The sequence below is a fragment of the Streptomyces sp. Tu 2975 genome (assembly GCF_009832925.1).
Lineage (GTDB): Bacteria > Actinomycetota > Actinomycetes > Streptomycetales > Streptomycetaceae > Streptomyces.
The window spans coordinates 5,654,117-5,672,463 of sequence record NZ_CP047140.1; the positions used below are offsets into that span (position 1 = coordinate 5,654,117).

18 protein-coding genes and 1 other RNA gene are annotated in these 18,347 nt (G+C 72.3%); 10 read left to right on the forward strand and 9 right to left on the reverse strand.

Annotated features, from left to right (window positions below; all coding sequences use genetic code 11):
• Window positions 1-5 precede the first annotated feature (5 nt).
• From GLX30_RS25075 to GLX30_RS25090, 4 genes are all read left to right on the forward strand, one after another.
• Window positions 6-845 carry a Nif3-like dinuclear metal center hexameric protein gene (locus GLX30_RS25075; protein WP_159692561.1) on the forward strand — a complete coding sequence of 280 codons (840 nt, stop codon included), beginning with the start codon at window positions 6-8 and terminating at the stop codon, window positions 843-845.
• The gene (locus tag GLX30_RS25080; RefSeq protein ID WP_159695239.1) at window positions 842-1,585 is read left to right on the forward strand and encodes a C4-type zinc ribbon domain-containing protein; all 744 of its coding nucleotides are present in this window, start codon (window positions 842-844) and stop codon (window positions 1,583-1,585) included. The genes GLX30_RS25075 and GLX30_RS25080 overlap by 4 nt, the downstream gene beginning before the upstream one ends.
• Window positions 1,585-2,856 carry a bifunctional RNase H/acid phosphatase gene (locus GLX30_RS25085; protein WP_159692563.1) on the forward strand — a complete coding sequence of 424 codons (1,272 nt, stop codon included), beginning with the start codon at window positions 1,585-1,587 and terminating at the stop codon, window positions 2,854-2,856. Before GLX30_RS25080 ends, GLX30_RS25085 begins: the two co-directional genes overlap by 1 nt.
• A 202-nt stretch (window positions 2,857-3,058) precedes the next feature.
• Window positions 3,059-3,646, forward strand: a complete 588-nt coding sequence (locus GLX30_RS25090) for a hypothetical protein (protein ID WP_159692565.1) — start codon at window positions 3,059-3,061, stop codon at window positions 3,644-3,646.
• 293 nt (window positions 3,647-3,939) lie between these two features.
• On the opposite strand, the gene eda is transcribed toward GLX30_RS25090, so the two are convergent.
• Together eda and yaaA are read right to left on the reverse strand one after the other, a co-directional pair.
• Window positions 3,940-4,569, reverse strand: coding sequence for a bifunctional 4-hydroxy-2-oxoglutarate aldolase/2-dehydro-3-deoxy-phosphogluconate aldolase (gene eda / locus GLX30_RS25095; protein ID WP_159692567.1), 630 nt, complete (start codon window positions 4,567-4,569; stop codon window positions 3,940-3,942).
• A 60-nt stretch (window positions 4,570-4,629) separates the two neighbouring features.
• On the reverse strand, window positions 4,630-5,436 hold the full coding sequence (gene yaaA, locus GLX30_RS25100; protein ID WP_159692569.1) for a peroxide stress protein YaaA: 807 nt from the start codon (window positions 5,434-5,436) through the stop codon (window positions 4,630-4,632).
• 113 nt (window positions 5,437-5,549) lie between these two features.
• Here yaaA and GLX30_RS25105 point away from each other — a divergent pair, with 113 nt between their 5' ends.
• Window positions 5,550-6,989, forward strand: a complete 1,440-nt coding sequence (locus GLX30_RS25105) for an RNB domain-containing ribonuclease (protein WP_159692571.1) — start codon at window positions 5,550-5,552, stop codon at window positions 6,987-6,989.
• Here GLX30_RS25105 and GLX30_RS25110 read toward each other — a convergent pair.
• Both GLX30_RS25110 and GLX30_RS25115 read right to left on the reverse strand, forming a co-directional pair.
• A complete protein-coding gene (locus GLX30_RS25110) occupies window positions 6,976-7,806 on the reverse strand; it encodes a hypothetical protein (protein ID WP_159692573.1) in 831 nt (276 codons plus the stop codon). The genes GLX30_RS25105 and GLX30_RS25110 overlap by 14 nt on opposite strands.
• Window positions 7,803-8,585, reverse strand: a complete 783-nt coding sequence (locus GLX30_RS25115) for a MerR family transcriptional regulator (protein WP_159692575.1) — start codon at window positions 8,583-8,585, stop codon at window positions 7,803-7,805. Before GLX30_RS25115 ends, GLX30_RS25110 begins: the two co-directional genes overlap by 4 nt.
• Before the next feature lie 221 nt (window positions 8,586-8,806).
• Here GLX30_RS25115 and rnpB point away from each other — a divergent pair.
• Window positions 8,807-9,209: RNase P RNA component class A (gene rnpB / locus GLX30_RS25120), an RNA gene on the forward strand.
• A gap of 60 nt (window positions 9,210-9,269) precedes the next feature.
• Here the strand turns inward: rnpB and GLX30_RS25125 are convergent.
• The gene (locus GLX30_RS25125) at window positions 9,270-9,686 is read right to left on the reverse strand and encodes a hypothetical protein (protein WP_159692577.1); all 417 of its coding nucleotides are present in this window, start codon (window positions 9,684-9,686) and stop codon (window positions 9,270-9,272) included.
• A 383-nt stretch (window positions 9,687-10,069) separates the two neighbouring features.
• Here GLX30_RS25125 and GLX30_RS25130 point away from each other — a divergent pair, with 383 nt between their 5' ends.
• Window positions 10,070-10,402, forward strand: a complete 333-nt coding sequence (locus GLX30_RS25130; protein ID WP_159692579.1) for a DUF3040 domain-containing protein — start codon at window positions 10,070-10,072, stop codon at window positions 10,400-10,402.
• A gap of 81 nt (window positions 10,403-10,483) precedes the next feature.
• Window positions 10,484-11,800, forward strand: coding sequence for a cation:proton antiporter (locus GLX30_RS25135; RefSeq protein ID WP_159692581.1), 1,317 nt, complete (start codon window positions 10,484-10,486; stop codon window positions 11,798-11,800).
• A 39-nt stretch (window positions 11,801-11,839) separates the two neighbouring features.
• Here the strand turns inward: GLX30_RS25135 and GLX30_RS25140 are convergent, their stop codons facing one another.
• From GLX30_RS25140 to GLX30_RS25150, 3 genes are all read right to left on the reverse strand, one after another.
• Window positions 11,840-13,168: an MFS transporter gene (locus GLX30_RS25140; protein WP_159692583.1), complete on the reverse strand. Its 1,329-nt coding sequence runs from the start codon at window positions 13,166-13,168 to the stop codon at window positions 11,840-11,842.
• Window positions 13,169-13,230: 62 nt separating this feature from the next.
• A complete protein-coding gene (locus GLX30_RS25145) occupies window positions 13,231-14,892 on the reverse strand; it encodes an amidohydrolase (protein WP_159692585.1) in 1,662 nt (553 codons plus the stop codon).
• A 192-nt stretch (window positions 14,893-15,084) separates the two neighbouring features.
• The gene (locus GLX30_RS25150; RefSeq protein ID WP_159692587.1) at window positions 15,085-16,002 is read right to left on the reverse strand and encodes an Lrp/AsnC family transcriptional regulator; all 918 of its coding nucleotides are present in this window, start codon (window positions 16,000-16,002) and stop codon (window positions 15,085-15,087) included.
• 201 nt (window positions 16,003-16,203) lie between these two features.
• Here GLX30_RS25150 and GLX30_RS25155 point away from each other — a divergent pair, with 201 nt between their 5' ends.
• Window positions 16,204-17,217, forward strand: coding sequence for a C-terminal binding protein (locus GLX30_RS25155; RefSeq protein WP_159692589.1), 1,014 nt, complete (start codon window positions 16,204-16,206; stop codon window positions 17,215-17,217).
• Window positions 17,214-18,002, forward strand: a complete 789-nt coding sequence (locus GLX30_RS25160; RefSeq protein ID WP_159692591.1) for a class II aldolase/adducin family protein — start codon at window positions 17,214-17,216, stop codon at window positions 18,000-18,002. The genes GLX30_RS25155 and GLX30_RS25160 overlap by 4 nt, the downstream gene beginning before the upstream one ends.
• On the opposite strand, the gene GLX30_RS25165 is transcribed toward GLX30_RS25160, so the two are convergent.
• Window positions 17,990-18,334 carry a MazG-like family protein gene (locus tag GLX30_RS25165; RefSeq protein ID WP_159692593.1) on the reverse strand — a complete coding sequence of 115 codons (345 nt, stop codon included), beginning with the start codon at window positions 18,332-18,334 and terminating at the stop codon, window positions 17,990-17,992. The genes GLX30_RS25160 and GLX30_RS25165 overlap by 13 nt on opposite strands.
• Window positions 18,335-18,347: the final 13 nt, after the last annotated feature.

Consider the following 18,347-nt stretch of genomic DNA (forward strand, 5'->3'; position numbering starts at 1 on the left):
GCTGCGTGCCCCGTCTGTCTGAAGTCATCTCCGCGCTCGACGCCCTCTGGCCCCCAGAGCGGGCCGAACAGTGGGACGCCGTCGGTACCGTCTGCGGAGACCCCGACGCCGAGGTCCTCCGGGTGCTGTTCGCCGTCGACCCCGTCCAGGACGTCGTCGAGGAGGCGCAGCGGCTCGGCGCCCACCTGCTCGTCACCCACCACCCGCTCTATCTGCGCGGCACGACGACGGTCGCGGCCGGCCACTTCAAGGGCCGGGTCGTGCACACGCTGATCAAGAACGACATCGCCCTGCACGTCGCGCACACCAACGCCGACACCGCAGACCCCGGTGTTTCCGACGCCCTCGCCGGCGCGCTGGACCTGCGCGTCGTACGGCCCCTGGTCCCCGACGCCTCGGACCCGAACGGCCGCCGCGGCCTCGGCCGGGTGTGCGAGCTGGACCATCCGGAGACGCTGCGCGAGTTCGCGGCGCGCGCCGCGAAGCGACTCCCCGCCACCGCGCAGGGCATCCGCCTCGCCGGCGACCCCGACGCGACGGTCCGCACCGTCGCGGTGAGCGGCGGCTCGGGCGACAGCCTCTTCGACCACGTGCGCGCCGCCGGTGTCGACGCCTTCCTCACCGCGGACCTGCGCCACCACCCGGCGTCGGAGGCCACCCAGCACTCGCCGCTCGGCCTGGTCGACGCCGCGCACTGGGCGACCGAATGGCCCTGGTGCGAACAGGCCGCGGCGCAGCTCGACGCGATTTCCGACCGGTACGGCTGGGACCTGCGGGTCCACGTCTCCACGACGGTCACCGACCCCTGGTCCTCCCACCACGATTCCTCTGGAGCCCCCAACTGAACGCCGCGCCCGCCGACCAGATCCGACTTCTCGACGTCCAGTCCCTCGACCGGCGCCTGTCGCAGCTCGAGCACAAGCGCCGGTCGCTGCCCGAGCACGCCGAGATCGAGTCGCTCACCAAGGACCTCACTCAGCTGCGGGACCTGCTCGTCGCCGCGCAGACCGAGGAGAGCGACACCGCCCGCGAGCAGACCAAGGCGGAGCAGGACGTCGACCAGGTGCGCCAGCGCGCCACCCGCGACCAGCAGCGGCTCGACTCCGGCGCGATCACCTCGCCCAAGGACCTGGAGAACCTGCAGCGGGAGATCGTCTCCCTCGCCAAGCGCCAGGGCGACCTGGAGGACATCGTCCTCGAGGTCATGGAGCGCCGTGAGTCCGTGCAGGAGCGCGTCGCCGAACTGACCGAGCGTGTCTCCTCCGTGCAGGCCAAGGCCGACGCCGCCACCGCCCGCAGGGACGCCGCCGAGCAGGAACTCGACAGCGAGGCCGCGTCCGTCACCAAGGAGCGCGAGGTCGTCGCCGGCTCCGTCCCCGCCGACCTGATGAAGCTGTACGAGAAGCTCCGTGCCCAGCAGGGCGGCGTGGGCGCGGCCCGGCTGTTCCAGCGCCGCTGCGAGGGCTGCCAGCTCGAGCTGAACATCACCGAACTGAACGAGGTCCGCGCCGCCGCGCCCGACACGGTCCTGCGCTGCGAGAACTGCCGCCGCATCCTCGTCCGCACGTCCGAATCGGGGCTGTAGTGCCGGTACCGCGCGAGTTCGTCGTCGAGGCGGACGGCGGCTCACGAGGCAACCCCGGCCCCGCCGGCTACGGCGCGGTCGTCCTCGACCCGGTCTCCGGCGAGACGCTCGCCGAGGCCGCGGAGTACATCGGCGTGGCGACCAACAACGTGGCCGAGTACAAGGGCCTCGTCGCCGGTCTCAAGGCGGCCCACGCCCTGGACCCGGAGGCGCTCGTCCGCGTACGGATGGACTCCAAACTGGTCGTCGAGCAGATGTCGGGCCGCTGGAAGATCAAGCACCCCGACATGAAGCCGCTGGCCGCGGAGGCCGCACGCGTCTTCCCGCCCGCGCAGGTCACCTACGAGTGGATCCCCCGCGAGCGCAACAAGCACGCCGACCGGCTCGCCAACGAGGCGATGGACGCGGGCAAGCAGGGCAAGCAGTGGGAGCCGTCGCGCTCCACCGCGGCCCTCGACGCACGCGACGAGGAAGCGGCGCGCGTGGTGGGCGACGCGGCGGCCGGCGCCGCGAAGGCCCGGGCGGCGCTCGTCCGCACCGGGGGCGCGTCCGCTGCCGCCGCTCCCGTCGTCTCCGACGCGGTCGCCGGCGCGGAGCTTCTGGCGACGCCGGCGGCCCCGTCCGCCGGGTGGGGCGCCCCCGACCTGGGCCTGCCCGCCACGTTCGTCCTGCTCCGCCACGGCGAGACGGTGCTCACCCCCCAGAAGCGGTTCTCCGGCAGCGGCGGCAGCGACCCGGTGCTCTCCGCCGTCGGCCGCCGGCAGGCCGACGCCGTCGCAGCGGCGCTCGCCGAGCGCGGCACGATCCAGGCGATCATCAGCTCCCCACTGCGGCGCTGCCGTGAGACGGCCGACGCCGTCGCGGCGAAGCTGGGCCTCGGCGTGAGCATCGAGGAAGGCCTGCGCGAGACCGACTTCGCGGCGTGGGAGGGCCTGACCTACGCGGAGGTACGTGAGCGCTACCCCGACGACCTCGAAGCGTGGCTCGCCTCCCCGAAGGCCGCGCCGACGGGCGGCGGCGAAAGCTTCGCCACGGTGGCGAGGCGGGTCGCCGCCACACGCGACAAGCTCCTCGCCCTGCACCAGGGCCGCACGATCCTCCTCGTCACCCACGTGACCCCGGTCAAGACCCTGGTCCGCCTGGCTCTCGGCGCCCCACCGGAGTCGCTGTTCCGGATGGAACTGTCGGCGGCGTCGCTGTCGGCGGTGGCGTACTACGCGGACGGCAACGCGTCGCTGCGGCTGCTGAACGACACGTCGCACCTGCGGTGACGCGTCGTGGGGCGGGGCCGCGTGCTCCCCTCCCCGCCTCTTCACGCTGTACCGATGTGCGGCTCCGCCGCGCGGCGGGCAAGCCCGGCCCCGCACCGCGCTTCGCGCGGTGTCCTTGATCTCCCCGTCGGTGATGCCACCCGCCCCCGTGGGGGCGTAGGGCGCCTACGGTTTGCTGCGGGGCGGCGGATAGCGTGCGGGCATGGCGAGGATGGGGAAGCGACGGGTCCTGTACCGGCAGGGCAGCGGATTCTGGCGGATGACGGCGAAGTGGGTCCTGGTCTTCGGGGCCCTGTGCCTGCTGGACGGCGGGCTGCTCCGGTCGTGGGGCGACGCTCTGATCTGGCCGGTGATCGGGGTCCTGCTGTGGGTGCCGTTCGGGATCGGCGTCGTCTGGTACCCGAAGAAGGACCAGCGCGTCGAGCTGACGGCGCGTGAACTGCGGGTGCGGCGCAAGCGGCTGCCGATGGAGAAGGTGAACCTGCTGCACGTGGCGCGGCTGTGGCTGGAGGGGCGGTCGACCGCGGACGACCAGCCGGTGGCGGAATGGACACGGTTCGACCGGGTGGTGTGGGTGCCGCTGTGGGACGGCCGAGCGTTCGGTGTGGAGTTCCGCGACCCGGCCGCGTTCGCCAAGGTCTTCGGCGCCTTCGCGGTCGCGGCGTGCGGCGGGCCCGACATCGTCCGCGCGAGGGCCGCAGCGCAGAGTTACCCGGATCCGCTCCCGATGCGGCCCCGCCCCGCCGACGACGCAGGCTCCTGGCCGGACCTCCTGGACATCTTCAACTGACAGCCGGAAACACCGGCGATGCTGCCGGTACCCGCACCCGGTGTCCTCGCTCTGGCACCAGCGCGGATCGGCCTCGTGAGCGAGCCGCCGAGGGCGGGCCGGCCGGGTCGGGTGTCGTCGGGGCGGTGCAGGCGGATGCTGCCGATGTTGTTCAACCGTGGCAGCAGCCGTGGATCCGGGCTTGGTTCGCCGGGCGAGCAGCAAGGGCGCGCGGGACGGGCGTCGTGGCGTCGGCGGTTGTAGCGCCGGTTGGTGCTGGGGCCCTTGTGGTCGACGGCGGCCCGGACGGTCACCTACACCGCCCCTGCGCGACCCAGCCCCGCCGCCTCCCGCGCCAGGGATTCGACCTGGCCCCAGTCCCCGGACGTCAGCGCGGCCGGGGGCAGCATCCATGTGCCGCCCACGCACGCCACGTTGGGAAGTGCGAGGTACGCCGGGGCCGTGGCCAGCGACACCCCGCCCGTGGGGCAGAAGCGGGCCTGGGGGAGCGGGCCGGCGAGGGACTTGAGGTAGGGCGTGCCGCCCGCCGCCTCAGCGGGGAAGAACTTCATGTCCGTCACCCCGCGTTCCAGCAGCGCCACTACCTCCGACGTCGTGGACACACCGGGCAGGAACGGCACGCCGGAGGCCTTCATCGCGTCGAGCAGGGTGTCCGTCCACCCGGGACTGACGAGGAAGCGTGCTCCGGCCGCCACCGCAGAGGAGACACCGGCCGGTGAGATCACCGTGCCGGCGCCGACGACCGCGTCGGGCACCTCCGCCGCGATCGCGCGGATCGCGTCGAGCGCGGCCGGTGTCCGCAGCGTCACCTCGATCGCCGGCAGGCCGCCCGCGACGAGGGCACGGGCGAGCGGTACGGCAGTGGCGGCGTCGTCGACGACGACGACAGGGATCACGGGGGCGAGGCCGAGCACGGAGGTCATGCGCCCCATCCTGCCCAGCCTGAGCACCAGGCGCAACGAGCGTTGCGCACACTGCAACAGTCAGTGGATCTCGGAGACCACCACGTCCAGTGCCCACGCCTTCCCGGCCGTCGCCGGAGGCTCCGCCTCGACCACATGGCCGAGGTCCCGCAACGCCTCCACCAGCGCGGCCGGCGACCTGGGCGCCGCCCCCGCCTCCAGCAGACTGCGGACGATCCGGCCCTTCGTCGCCTTGTTGAAGTGGCTGACCACGGACCGCTTCTCGAGCCCGGTCGACTCATCGATCCGGGAGTGCAGCACGCGCACCGTCGCCGTACGGCTCGCCACCTCGCCCTTCGGCTTCCACGGCGCCGTGTACGCCGACGACCGCAGGTCGAGCACCAGCCCTCCGCCGGCCTCCTCGGGGAGCACGGACTCCATCGGGCCGCGCCAGTACGCCCCGAGCGCGCCGAGGCCCGGCAGCTTCACGCCCATCGAGCAGCGGTACGGCGGGATGCGGTCGCCGATCCGGACCGCGCCCCACAGCCCGGAGAACACCAGCAGCGACTGCCGGGCCCGCCGGCGCGCGGCCGCGTCGAGCGTCGCGAGGCCCAGCGCGTCGTACAGGACGCCGGTGTAGATCTCACCGGCCGGACGGGTCCCCGCCGTCCGCAGTTCCACGTTCTTCGCGATCTCGCCGCGCAGTCCCTCGCTCAGGCCGAGGACCTGCCGCGCCTTCGTCTCGTCGGCGACGCACAGCTCGACCAGCTCGTCGAGCACCGCCTGCCGTGCCTCCGCGAGCCCCGGCAGGGACAGCGACTCCGGCTTCAGCGGAGCCCCGCGGCCGGAATCGGCCTTGCCCTCCGACGGCGGCAACAGCACAAGCACGGCAGGTCTCCTTCGTACGGACACGGGGTGGGGGTGCGGCCCCGCGCCAGAGTACAAAGGCGGCCCCTCCTCGCCGAAATGCCACCGCCCCCGACGCGACCTACGCTCGGTCCATGCCCCGCCGCCACATGAAAGCGACCGGCGCAGCCGAGGCCCCGCTGCGCGCCGCCCTGCGTGAGCTGCGCACGACGCTCGACGTGCCGGGGGACTTCCCGGCAGCGGTCCTCGCCGAGGCAGAGACCGCTGTCAGGACCCCGCGGCTGCCCGCCGAGGACGCCACGGACATCCCCTTGTTCACCATCGACCCGCCCGGCTCCGTCGACCTCGACCAGGCGATGCACCTCGCCCGCCGCGACGGGGGCTATCGCGTCCACTATGCGATCGCCGACGTCGCCGCCTTCGTCACGCCCGGCTCCGCGCTGGACGCAGAGGCCCACAGGAGGGTGCAGACGCTGTACTTCCCCGACGGGAAGGTCCCCCTCCACCCGCCCGGTCTCTCCGAGGGGGCCGCCAGCCTGCTGCCCGGTCAGAGCGCCCCCGCGCTGCTGTGGCGGCTCGATCTCGACGCGGAGGGACGTCCCGTCACCACGGACGTGCGCCGGGCGCTCGTACGCAGCCGGGCCAGGCTGGACTACGAGGGAGCGCAGCGGCAGATCGACACCGGCACGGCCGAGGAACCGCTCGCCCTCCTCAAGGACATCGGCACCCTGCGCGAGGCGCTCGAGGTCGAACGCGGCGGGATCTCCCTCAACGTTCCCGAGCAGGAGGTCACCGAGCGGGACGGCGGGTACGTCCTCGAGTACCGCGCCCCGCGCCCCGCCGACGACTGGAACGCGCAGATCTCGCTGCTCACCGGCATGGCCGCCGCCGGCCTCATGACCGCGTCGGGCACCGGCATCCTGCGCACCCTGCCGACCGCCCCGGACGGGGCCGTGGCGCGGCTGCGCCGCTCGGCGAAGGCCCTGCACGTCGACTGGCCCCACCACGTCTCGTACGCCGACCTCGTCCGCTCCCTCGACCCGCGCGAGCCGCGCAACGCGGCGTTCCTCCAGGAGTGCACGACGCTGTTGCGCGGCGCCGGGTACACGGCGTTCACCGGCGGGGTGCTTCCGGTGCCGGCCGTCCACGCGGCGGTCGCCGCCGAGTACACGCACTGCACCGCGCCGCTGCGCCGGCTCGTCGACCGGTACGCGGGTGAGCTGTGCCTCGCCGCCGTCGCGGGGCAGGAGCCGCCGGAGTGGGTGACCACCGCCCTGGACACCCTCCCCAAGGAGATGGCCGAGGGCGGCCGGCGCGGCAACACCGTCGAACGCGAGTGCCTCGACATCGTCGAAGCGATCGTGCTGCGGGACCGGATCGGGGAGGTCTTCGACGCGGTCGTCGTCGACGTGAAGGAGAACGACCCGGCGGCCGGTACCGTCCACCTCGAGGAACCGGCCGTCGTGGCGCGAGTCGAAGGCGGCGACGGCGCGCTGCCGCTGGGGGAGCGGCTGAGGGTGCGGCTCACCGAGGCCGACCCGGGACGGGCGACGGTGCGGTTCACGCCGGCGTGACCGGCGCCTTCGCCGGGCGCTCCCCGCCCACCGCCTCCCGCAGGGCCTTCGCGAACGCCCTGGCGTCGTCGGCGTGCACGCGGACCGTCCGGACGGGCCGCTCGCGCCCCAGCAGACCGGTGTACGTCACCGGCTCGGACAGCTCCAGCGTCACCGACGTCTGCCCGGCGATCTTCAGGTCGAGGACCTCGTCCTGCTTCTCGTGCGTGAAGAGCAGTTCGTACCGTACGGACGCGATCCGCTCCAGGGGTATCCGCAGGTCCACATGGCCGGCCTGGCGCAGCCGCAGCGTGTCCGCGGACAGGACGTGCGGGCGGGTGACGGAAGCGGCCTGGAGGCCCAGCATGAACAGGACGGTGTAGACGTCGACGACGAGCAGCACGGCGTGCACGAACGGCCAGTTCCGGAACAGCACCGCCATGACGACCGTCTCGACGGCGCAGACGAAGGTGAAGCCGTACATCAGCGCGGCCTGGTCGCGGGCGTGCCCGAAAGCGCGGTCGTCCGGCCCGACGCCGTCACGGCGCCGCGCGACCCGGAGGACCAGGCTGTACATCAGCCGCAGTTCATGGCCGACAAGCCGCAGCACGGGAAGCGGGACGAGCTCGGCCAGTGCCTGCCGCCCGGTCAGCCCGCCCCTCCGCAGCCGCAGATAGGCGAACACCTCCGCGGCGAGCAGCAGCACGACGGCCACCTCTGCGACGGCGAGGGCGACGGCCGGGATCCGCACACCGCCCACCAGGCACATTGCGAGCAGCAACTCGGCGGGCAGCACCGCGTAGGCCACGCCCCGCAGGGCCCTCAGCAGCCGGTTCACCTGGCACGCTCCATGACCAGCCGCAGGGCACGTTCCACGACGGCGGTCTGCGCGGGCGAGAAGTCCGCGAGGAACGCGTCCAGGAACCCCTCCGGGGGCGGCCGGTCCGTGCCGAGCTGCGCCACCACCTCGTCGGGCAGCATGTCGGCGAGGCCCTGGACCGTCCGCTCCACCCTCGGGTCGGCCGGGTCGGCTTCCGCGAGCGCGTCGAGCTCCTCGTACAGCGCGTACGCCTGCTCCATGGCGCCCGGAGCCTCGGTCATCCGGCGCATCGCTCCCATCAGCCGCTCCTGCTCCGCCGGGGGCGCCATCGTGTCGAGCAGCGCCAGCAGTTCACGGTCCTTGGCCGCCATCGCGGGCTCCGGCCCGGGCAGCGCCGCGGACGCGCGCGCCATGTCCCCGAACAGCTCCGCCAGCTTCGGGGACACCGGTCCCTCCGCGGGCAGCCGCCCCTCCCGGGCCTGTTCGAGGAGCGGGGTCAGCCGCGCCCGCCGCTCGTGGATGAGCGCTTCCTGCCGCCCGAGGTCGGCGTCCAGCTCCTCCAGCACCTCGACGAGATCCCGCCCCGCGTCCTCGGCGAGCACGTCGCGCACCTCGTCGAGCCCGAGCCCCAGCTCGGTGAGCCGCCGGATCCGCGCGAGCAGCACGGCGTCGCGGACGCTGTACTCCCGGTACCCGTTGGGCAACCGGACGGGCTCGGGCAGCAGCCCCAGATGGTGGTAGTGCCTGACGGCGCGCGTGGTCACACCGACCATCGCGGCGATCTCTCCGATTCGCATGATTTCAGTAGAAACGTTGACGCCGCGACAAGGTCAAGCGCCGCCCGGTCGGCGGAGCGGGACCCTTTGCCACGATCGAGGGAACGACCCCGATCACATGGACGGGCGGGTGCCTCGATGTCCGACGCTGACGACATGACTGCCGTGCCGCGTCGTTCGCCTTCGACCTGGAGACCGCCGACTTCCTGTGAAACGGCAGGTAGCATGGTCACCACGGCAGACGAGCCGGGCGGGCGGCCGCGTGGGGATCAGCAGTGATCCTCCCGAGGAACGTCCGGGCTCCACAGGGCAGGGTGGTGGCTAACGGCCACCCGGGGTGACCCGCGGGACAGTGCCACAGAAAGCAGACCGCCGGGGATCTCGGTCCTCGGTAAGGGTGAAACGGTGGTGTAAGAGACCACCAGCGCCTGAGGTGACTCAGGCGGCTAGGTAAACCCCACCTGGAGCAAGGTCAAGAGGGACCGCCGCAAGGTGGTCCTGCGCGGACGTTCGAGGGCTGCCCGCCCGAGTCCGCGGGTAGACCGCACGAGGCCGGCGGCAACGCCGGTCCTAGATGGATGGCCGTCGCCCCGACGACCGCGAGGTCCCGGGGCACAGAACCCGGCGTACAGCCCGACTCGTCTGCCCCACTTGCGTGTTGTACGCGAAAGGGCCTCCGACCGGCGTCGGAGGCCCTGCCCGTGATCAGGCCTTGGTGGATCCGCTGCACAGCCAGTCGCCGTTTCGCACGCCGTCCTTGCTGCGGACTATGCAGACCCGCACCGTGTCGTTCTCGGTCAGGTCGTAGTTGCAGGTCGTGATGCCGGTGCCGGGCTGGCCGATGCTGGTCGTGTCGTAGCAGCCGGTCCGGTGGTCCCGCCAGCCCCACGCGTCGATGTTGATCTTCTGCCAGCGCTCGATCTTGGCCTGCACCGAGTAGCCGTCCGCGGACGTGTCGGTCACATAGAGCCAGTCGCCGTCGGGATAGAACGTCGCCGTTCCCCAGGACCTGCTGACGCTCACGTTGAGGCCGCTCGCGGAGGCGGAACCTGCCATGCCGACGACGAGGGCACCGCTCGCGAGGAGGGCCGTGCCGGCCGTCACCGCCTTGCTGCGCGTCATGAAGTGTTCCCTTTCCAGAGACATGTGTTCGATGGCGTCCAGATCAAACCGCTGCCGACGAACGGGTGTCAACGAGGTTTACGGCGGGGGGAGTTGGCGCCCGCTGCCGAGATCGCCCGGTCGTCCGGCACCCCGGCCCCGCGGATCGAGGACCGTGCTCGACGCGGAGATCGGTCCGCGGGGCCACGCGTCCTCCGGGCGCCGGTGGAGTCGGCGGCGGAGTGCGGTGCGCCGGTGTTCATCGGTGCCGACCCCCACGTGCAGGACCGTTCGTGAGGGTCAGACACCTGCGGGAATGGGTGCTGTCCCCGATGGTGGCGGCGCACGCCCGCGTGTGACGGTGGCATGGACCCCCCACTTGCCGGTCTCCGGAAGGAGGAGTCATGACGGAGCCCGACATCGATCCACTGCACGACCTCGAGGCGCAGACCCGGCGGAGCGACCCCCGGTTCGCCCACGGTCTGCGGACAGCGCACCCACGCCGGCCGCGCGAGTACCGGCGACGGCGCGGCCGGGCCTGGGCGCTGCTGGTCCTCGCGTCGGCGATGCTCGTCACGGGCATGGTGCTGCCGCAGGGCCTGCTCCTCGCGTCAGGCCTGGTCGTCGCGGGGATGGCGACGTCCCTGCTGGACCCGCCGAAGGACCCGGGCCGCCGCCCCGAGCTCCCCTTACATGCGCCGGCGCGTCCCGTCCCGGCAGCAAACCCCAGGGCCTGACCGACCGGAACAAAGGAGGAAGTATCCGCTTCCGTCACTTGCGGCACGCCATCCCCACCACACTGCGGAAGGTGGTGACCCGTGGGGCATGCTGACACCCTGCTCGCCATGGGCGGCGCCTTCCTGGCCGCCGCCGTCTTCGCCCGACTCGGCAGGCGGATCGGCCTTCCGACCATCCCGCTGTTCATACTCGCCGGCATCCTGCTCGGCCCGCACACTCCGGGCATCGTGCTGGTCGAGGACGCGCACGACTTCGAGATGCTCTCCGCGCTCGGGCTGGTGCTTCTGCTGTTCTACCTGGGTCTGGAGTTCCAGCTCGACGACCTGAGGCGCGGCGGCAGACGCCTGCTGACCGCCGGTGGTGTCTACCTGCTGCTGAACGTGGGCGCGGGCCTGGGATTCGGCTTCGCCCTGGGATGGGGCGCACGGGAGGCCCTGGTGCTCGCCGGCGTGCTGGGCATCTCCTCCTCCGCCATCGTCACCAAGATCCTCCTCGACCTCGGCCGCATCGCCCGCCCCGAGACCCGCTTGATCCTGGGCGTCACCGTCGTGGAGGACATCTTCCTCGCCCTGTTCCTGGCCGCGCTCCAGCCCGTCATCAGCGGCGCCCAGGGCATCACGGAGACGATCCTCCAAGCGGCGAAGGCGTTCGGATTCCTGATGGTGCTGGCCGTCGCGGCCCGCTACGGCACCCGCCTGATCGGGCGGCTGATCGCGGTGCGTGACAACGAACTGCTGGTCATCAGCTTCCTCGGTGCCGCGATCCTCATCGCCGGCGTCTCCGAGGTCCTGGGGGTGGTCGACGCCATCGGTGCCTTCATGGTCGGCCTGATCCTCGCCGGAACACCGTCCGGGCCGCGGATCCGCGAACTGGTGCATCCGCTGCGCGACGCCTTCGCCGCGATCTTCTTCTTCGCCTTCGGCCTGGCCATCGACCCGGCAGACATCGCCTCCGTCACCGTGCCGGTCGCCGCCGCCGTCACACTGACCATCGCCATGAACGTGGCAGCGGGACTGTTCGCAGCACGCCTGTACCGCTACGGCCCCCAGCCCGCCGCGAACATCGCCACCACGCTTCTGGGGCGTGGCGAGTTCGCGCTGATCCTGGCCGCCATGGCCGCCGGCGCGGGACTCGACGGCCGTCTCGCCCCGTTCATCGCCGGCTACGTCCTCGTCCTCGCCGTTCTCGGCCCCATCGCCGCCGGGCGCGCGCACCTGCTCGCCCACGCCCTGAAGGCCGCACGCTCCCTGCTTCGTGGCGGCCGGGCCGGACCCTCCACTGCCGCGATCCCGCACACCGATCCGGCTCCACCCCCGCACGGCGCCACCGCTTCCCGTCCCTCCGGCGACATCACCTCGCCGGCCTCAGCCGCCCTGTCCTCGGATCCGGAGCGATAGGGCCGCGGCCCCGGAGGGGATCGGGCCGCCGGACGCAGGTCAGACGCCGGCCGACACCGTGTCCAGGTCGGACGTGACGGGTGCCGGGCGGGTGTCCCGCATCCGGTGCAGGAGCTTCGTGCACCAGATGCCGATGGCCGAGATCAGCATCAGCAGCGCCGCGGCCGGCCAGTAGTGGCCGCCGGCCAGGGCGGTCAGCGACACCGCGGCCAGTGGGGCGAAGCCACCGAAGATCATGTTGCAGATCTGGTAGGACAGCGAGATCCCGGTGTAGCGGACGCGGGGCGCGAAGCCCTCGGCGAGGATCGCCGCGATGGGGCCGTACAGCGCCGACATCGTGAAGCGCATCGCCAGCATCGCCGCGTAGATCAGGAAGACGCTGCCGGTGCCCATCACCATGAACTGCGGTACGGAAAGGACGATCACACCGATCAGACCGGTGATGACGACCTTGTGCGCGCCGACGCGGTCCCCGAGCCAGGACAGGCCGGGGGTGACGGCCAGTTCGAGGAAGGCGGCCAGGGTCAGTCCGTTGAGCAGCATGGATTCGGACAGGCCCAGTTCGCCGGTGCCGTATGTCAGCAAGTAGCTGGTGACGACGTAGTAGCCGCCGGTGGCCGTCGCGAGGGCGAAGACGCCGACGAGGACGGTGCGCCAGGAGGTCTGGAACACCTCGACGACCGGGAGCTTGTCCTGCTCCGTCCTCTGGGCGCGGATCTCGTCCATGACCGGCGCCTCTTCCAGCTTCAGCCGGATGAGGAGTCCGATGATGACGAGGACGGCTGACGCGAGGAACGGCACACGCCAGCCCCAGGTCTTGAACGCCTCGTCGCCCCACACGTGCATCAGCGAGAACGCGCCGGTCGACAGCAGCGCGCCGACCGAGGAGCCCAGCTGGGCGAAGGAGCCGAAGAACGTGGCCCGGCCCTTCGGCGCGTTCTCGACGGCGACCAGCACCGCGCCGCCCCATTCGCCGCCGATGGCGATGCCCTGGATGAGCCGGAGGGTGATCAGCAGCGCGGGGGCGAGCGCGCCGACCTGTGCGTAGGTGGGCAGCAGGCCGATCGCGAAGGACGCGATGCCCATCATGAGGAGCGTGATGACGAGGGTCTTCTTGCGGCCGACGCGGTCGCCGATGTGTCCGAAGACGATGCCGCCGAGGGGGCGGAGCAGGAAGCCGACGGCGAACGTGCCGAACGCGGAAAGGGTCTTGAGCAGGGGCGGCATGTCCGCGGGGAAGAACACGTCATCGAAGACGATGGCCGCGGCGGTGGCGAAGGCGTAGAAGTCGTACCACTCGATGGACGTTCCGGCGAGGGCGGCCAAGGCGGCTCTCATCGGGTTCTGCGGCTTGGCTGGCTGGGACACGGGGGCCTCCGGCAGGAGCGGGGAGCGGGGACGGTTTCTGACGGGCCGACGGGAGCGGGGGCTCAGCGACCGGGGGCGGCCCACGCACGTGACCCGCCGATCCAGGTCTCGCGCACAGCGATCGACGCGAGCTCGGCGGGGTCGGCGTCCAGGGGGTCGGAGTCGAGGACCACGAAGTCCGCGAGCATCCCGGTTGCGAGCGAGCCCACCGAGTGCTCCCGGTGCAGGGCGCGTGCGGCGGCGGCCGTGTGCGCGTGCAGGCCGTCGGCCACCGGGAGGCGCAGCGACGCGTCGCCGAGCACGGTGCCGAGGACGGTGCGCCGGGTCGCGGCGGCGGACACGGCCTCCAGCGGCGCGGGCGGCGCGACCGGCGCGTCGGAGGAGAACACCACCGGGACACCGGCCGGCAGGCACGCGCCGGCCGGGTTGTAGCGGTGGCCCAGGTCGCCGACGGCGGTGAGCGTGCCGTCGCCGGTGCGCAGGTGGTGCTGCGGCTGCATGACCGGTACGACGCCGAGGCCGGCCATGCGGGTGATCTGCTCGTCGGTGGGCAGCCCGCAGTGCTCGATGCGGTGGCGCATGTCGGCGCGCGGGACGTCCGCCTGCGCCTTTTCGATGGCGTCGAGCACCATGCCGATGGCGAACGGCGACTGGGCGTGCGTCGCCGTCTGTAGTCCGACCAAGTGGGCGCGGCGCACGATCTCCGTGTACTCCTCGGCCGAGTGGTAGAGCTGCCCGTGGTGGCAGCAGTCGGCCGCGTAGCCCTCGGGGAAGTAGGCCGTCCAGCCGCCGAGCGTGCCGTCCGCGTAGAACTTCACGCCCTGTACGCGGAACAGGTCGTCGCCGAAGCCATGGACGACGCCGAGGTCGAGGGCGGTGTCGAGGAGGGCGGAGGTGAGGTACGCCGAGACGCGCATCCGCAGGGCACCGCTCTCGCGGGCCCGCAGGTACGTCTCCATCTCGCGGCGCGAGGCCTGCGCGTCGCCGACCGTGGTCACACCGGCGGCGAGGAAGGTCTCCTGGGCGCGCAGCAGGTGGTCGGCCATGATGTCGTCCGGCTCGGAGAGGTGGAAGTTCGGGCCGTGGTTGCCGATCTTCACTCCGCCGGGGCCGGTGAGCCGGTCGCAGGCCGCGTCCCACAGCTGACCGTCGGGCTCGCCGCTCTCGAAGCGGCCGATGGAGCCGCCGTCCGGGTCGGGCGTGCCCGCGGTGATGGAGCAGGCGCGCAGGGTGTGGGTGTTGACGACGCCGCCGTGGCCGGAGGCGTTCATCACGTACACCTCGCGGTCGGTGGCGATCCGGTCGAGGTCGTGGCAGGTGGGGTGGCGGCGCTCGGCGAGGCGGCGGTGCTCGTAGCCGAAGCCGCGCACGGGCACGCCGGCGGGCAGGTCGCGGGCTGCCTCGGACAGCACGGCCACCAGGGTGTCGATGTCGGGGACGCGCTCGGGGCGGCAGTCGACCCAGGCCAGTGCCTGCCCGTACATCACCGGGTGGCAGTGGGCGTCGACGAACCCGGGATGGACGAGTCCGCCGTCCAGCTCCAGCGTCTTGTCCGCCCGGCCACCGAGGGCCGCGCGGGCGTCGTCGGCGGTGCCGACGTGCACGATCCGGTCGCCGCGTACGGCGACGGCCTCCGCGCGCGCGGCGGTGCCGGCCACCGCCACGGCGGCACCGGTCACCAGGAGGGTGCGGTCGTTACGGGGATCGGCGGAAGGGTTGTGCATGAGGGTCCTTTTCGGCCATGGGGAACGCCGGGGTCGACCAAGGCGACGCGCAACGGCTGATTCGTTCGTCTGGACGATAGGTAACGAACGACAAGTTGGCCAGAGGGTTGCGTGGATCAATCTTCGGAAGTTCTGGACTCTCTCACCTACGGATCGTCTGCGAGTAGGGTTGGTCGGCGCTGTCCGGTCCGTTCACGGGGCCGCCGGACCCCTGCGGTTCGGCGCGTCCATGTCGTAGCGCTCCTTGATCAGCTCCAGGTGCACCCAACTTTCCACGCCGCGCACTCCCGGGCAGGTCCGCATGTCGTCGAGGGTGGCGCGGACCGCGCCGAGCGACTCCGCGCTGATCGTGCCGACGAGTTCGGCGCGGCCGTTGCACGCGGACAGGAAGGACACGCGTTTCCAGTCCACGAGCGTGGAGGCGACCGGTTCGCGCTCGCCGTCGACCCGTACGGCGAAACCGCAGAGGTAGCCGAGGCCCAGCAGCTCGGGCCGCACCAGGGCGAGCACCTTCACGACCCCGCCCTCCAGCAGGCGCAGGGTCCGCGAGCGGGTGGCTCCCGGCGACAGGCCGACCCGCTCGGCCAGCTCGGCGAAGGGTAGGCGGCCGTCCTGCTCCAGCTCGTTCAGGATCGTCCGGTCGGTGTCGTCCAGCTCGTGCGCGCCCGGGTTGTCGGCCAGCAGGTAGGGGTCCTTCATGTGCCGGACGCTGATCAGCGGGTCCACGGTGGAGACGCCGGGCAGTGACCGCACCCGCTCGATCGCGCGGTCCAGGGCGTCGAAGCCCTCTGTGCGCAGCTCGGCCATGACGGCCCGCCGTCCGGCGGTGAGCGTGACGAAGGGAGCCTGGGGCATCGCCGCGATCTCCCGCGCCACCCGTTCCGCCGGGCCGTGCGTGTCGATCGACAGATGTGCGGACGCCGTCAGCCCGCGGACCACCGGGTGGACGACGGCGACGACCCGGACCGCCCCGGAGTCGAGCAGCCGCTGCACACGGGCCCGGGTCGCGGGGCGGGACAGGCCCACGCGCTGCGCCAGTGTCTCGTAGGTGAGACGGCCGTCGGTCTGCAGTTCGCGGACGACGGCCAGGTCGATGCGGTCCAGATCCACCTGGGCTGATCCCCTCGGTTCGGCGGCCCTGGCTGCTGTGCCGAGCCCGGGTCCGCTGACATTCTCGGACAACCGCCGCCCGAGGCGACTCGAACGTGAGGTGCGTCACGGGCGTACGCCACGGCTGGCGCTGGACAATCCTGTGAGACGAATCGTACGTTCAGGCGGTACCTAGCCGACGAATCATCTGCGGAGGATCGAATGGGCCGGCCCGTAGCCGTCTTCACGGACACCGAGGACCTCGATCCGGAACCTGGCGTACGGATGCTCGAGGACGCCGGTTTCGCGGTGCGGATCGCCGGCAGCCGCGACCCCGACGTCATCGCGCCGTCCGCTGCCGACGCCGCCGCGCTGATCGTCGGGTACGCACGCGTCGACGCCGCGCTGCTCGACCGCCTTCCCGCCCTGCGGATGATCGCCACCATGTCTGCCGGATACGACATGGTCGACACCGAGGCGGCCCGGCGGCGCGGCGTGTGGGTGGCCAACCTCCCGTCCGCGGCCACCGAGGACGTTGCCGTGCACGCCTTTGCCTCCGCGCTGTCGATGGTCCGCCGCCTCCCGCAGGCCGACGCAGCCGTCAGGTCGGGCGGTTGGAACGAGGAGTTCGCGGCGGGTGGGCTGCCGCGCCGCGCGAGCGAACTGACCCTCGGCCTGGTCGGCTTCGGCCGCATCGCCCGCCGCCTCGCGACGATCGCCGCCCCGGTGTTCGGGCGGATCGCCGCGTACGACCCGCACGCCTCGCAGGCGGACTGGCCCGCCGGCGTCGAGCGGTACGACGACCTCGAGCCGCTGGCCGCCGCCACCGACGTGCTCTCCCTGCACGTACCGCTCACCCCCGCGACGCGTGGTCTCGCCGGCGCGCGGCTGCTCGGCCTGATCCGGCCCGGTGGGCTGCTCGTCAACGTCTCCCGCGGCGAACTCGTCGACACCGCCGCCCTGCTGGACGCCCTCGGCAGCGGACGGCTCGCAGGTGCCGCGCTCGATGTCTTCCCCGTCGAACCGCCGCCCCCGGGCGACCCGCTGCGCGGCCACCCGGACATCCGGCTGTCCCCGCACAGCGCCTATCTGTCCGACACCTCACGCCGGGCCTATGTGTGCCGGCCGGCAGAGAACGTCATCGTCTGGCACCGCACCGGCCGTCCGCTCACCCCGGTCGTCGATCCCACCGCACCCCCCGCTGTCCCCGCGTCCGCCGAAGGAGCCGCCCGATGACCGCCGTACTGCCCGCCGAGACCGCACAAGCCCCCGCCACGGCCGACGAGGAGCTGCGGCTGCGTCGCGAACTGGCCGCCGTGTACCGGCTCGTGGCGCACTTTCGGATGACGGACCTGATCTTCACCCACATCTCGCTGCGGCTGCCCGGCCCCGACCATCACTTCCTCATCAACCCCTACGGGCTCCTCTTCGAGGAGATCACCGCGTCCAACCTCGTCAAGATCGACCTGGGGGGCGACCCGGTGGAGCCGACGCCGTATCCCGTCAATCCCGCCGGCTTCGTCATCCACAGCGCCATCCACGCGGCACGGCAGGACGCCCGATGCGTCCTGCACACCCACACCAAGGCGGGCTGCGCCGTGGCCGCCCAGCAGGGTGGGCTGCTGCCGCTGAACCAGATGTCGATGGAGTTCCACAACCGCGTCGGATACCACGACTACGAGGGCGTCGCCCTCAACCTCGACGAGCAGCGGCGGCTCGTCGCCGACATCGGCCCCCACCCGGCGCTGATCCTGCGCAACCACGGCCTGCTGACGGTCGGTGAGAGCGCGGCGCAGGCCTTCTTGCGCATGTACTACCTGGAGAAGGCGTGCGAGATCCAGGTCACCGCCCAGGCCGGAGGCGTGCCGCTCGTCGTGCCGTCCGCGGAAGTGTGCGAGTACACCGCGCGGCAGCTCTCCGGGGAGGAGACCGGCGACTTCGAGGACGACGGCGCCTACGACCTGGCGTGGGCGGCGATGCTGCGCCTCCTCGACCGCGTGGCGCCCGACTACAAGGACTGAGGCTCCGCGGGCCCGCTGAGTGAGCGGGACGCCACGCGGTCGAGGTGTGACGCGAAGACCTCCGCCGCGTCCGGGCTGAGCGTGCGCAGTGTCACCATGGCCGTGATGATCACGTCGCACAGCTCGGCCTCGACGTCCTGCCAGGTGTGTGTCGTGCCCTTACGCGGGTTCTGGCCCTTCGCGCCGATGACCGCCTCTGCGACCTCGCCCACCTCCTCGGAGAGCTTCAGTACGCGCAGCAGGACCTCCTGCTCCGGCGGGTACTTGGTGTGCGCGTGCAGCCAGTCGTGCAGGCGGCCGATCGTCTCCCAGCCGGTGTCCGTGTGCTCCATGACCGCAGGGTCC

Coding starts and splice junctions, on each gene's coding strand:
- eda (WP_159692567.1), bottom strand. CDS start 4,569: ATGACCTCCGTGCTCGGCCTCGCCCCCGTGATCCCTGTCGTCGTCGTC.
- GLX30_RS25160 (WP_159692591.1), top strand. CDS start 17,214: ATGACCGCCGTACTGCCCGCCGAGACCGCACAAGCCCCCGCCACGGCC.
- GLX30_RS25125 (WP_159692577.1), bottom strand. CDS start 9,686: ATGACGCGCAGCAAGGCGGTGACGGCCGGCACGGCCCTCCTCGCGAGC.
- GLX30_RS25105 (WP_159692571.1), top strand. CDS start 5,550: ATGCCCCGCCGCCACATGAAAGCGACCGGCGCAGCCGAGGCCCCGCTG.
- GLX30_RS25145 (WP_159692585.1), bottom strand. CDS start 14,892: ATGCACAACCCTTCCGCCGATCCCCGTAACGACCGCACCCTCCTGGTG.
- GLX30_RS25130 (WP_159692579.1), top strand. CDS start 10,070: ATGACGGAGCCCGACATCGATCCACTGCACGACCTCGAGGCGCAGACC.
- GLX30_RS25155 (WP_159692589.1), top strand. CDS start 16,204: ATGGGCCGGCCCGTAGCCGTCTTCACGGACACCGAGGACCTCGATCCG.
- GLX30_RS25115 (WP_159692575.1), bottom strand. CDS start 8,585: ATGCGAATCGGAGAGATCGCCGCGATGGTCGGTGTGACCACGCGCGCC.
- GLX30_RS25090 (WP_159692565.1), top strand. CDS start 3,059: ATGGCGAGGATGGGGAAGCGACGGGTCCTGTACCGGCAGGGCAGCGGA.
- GLX30_RS25165 (WP_159692593.1), bottom strand. CDS start 18,334: ATGGAGCACACGGACACCGGCTGGGAGACGATCGGCCGCCTGCACGAC.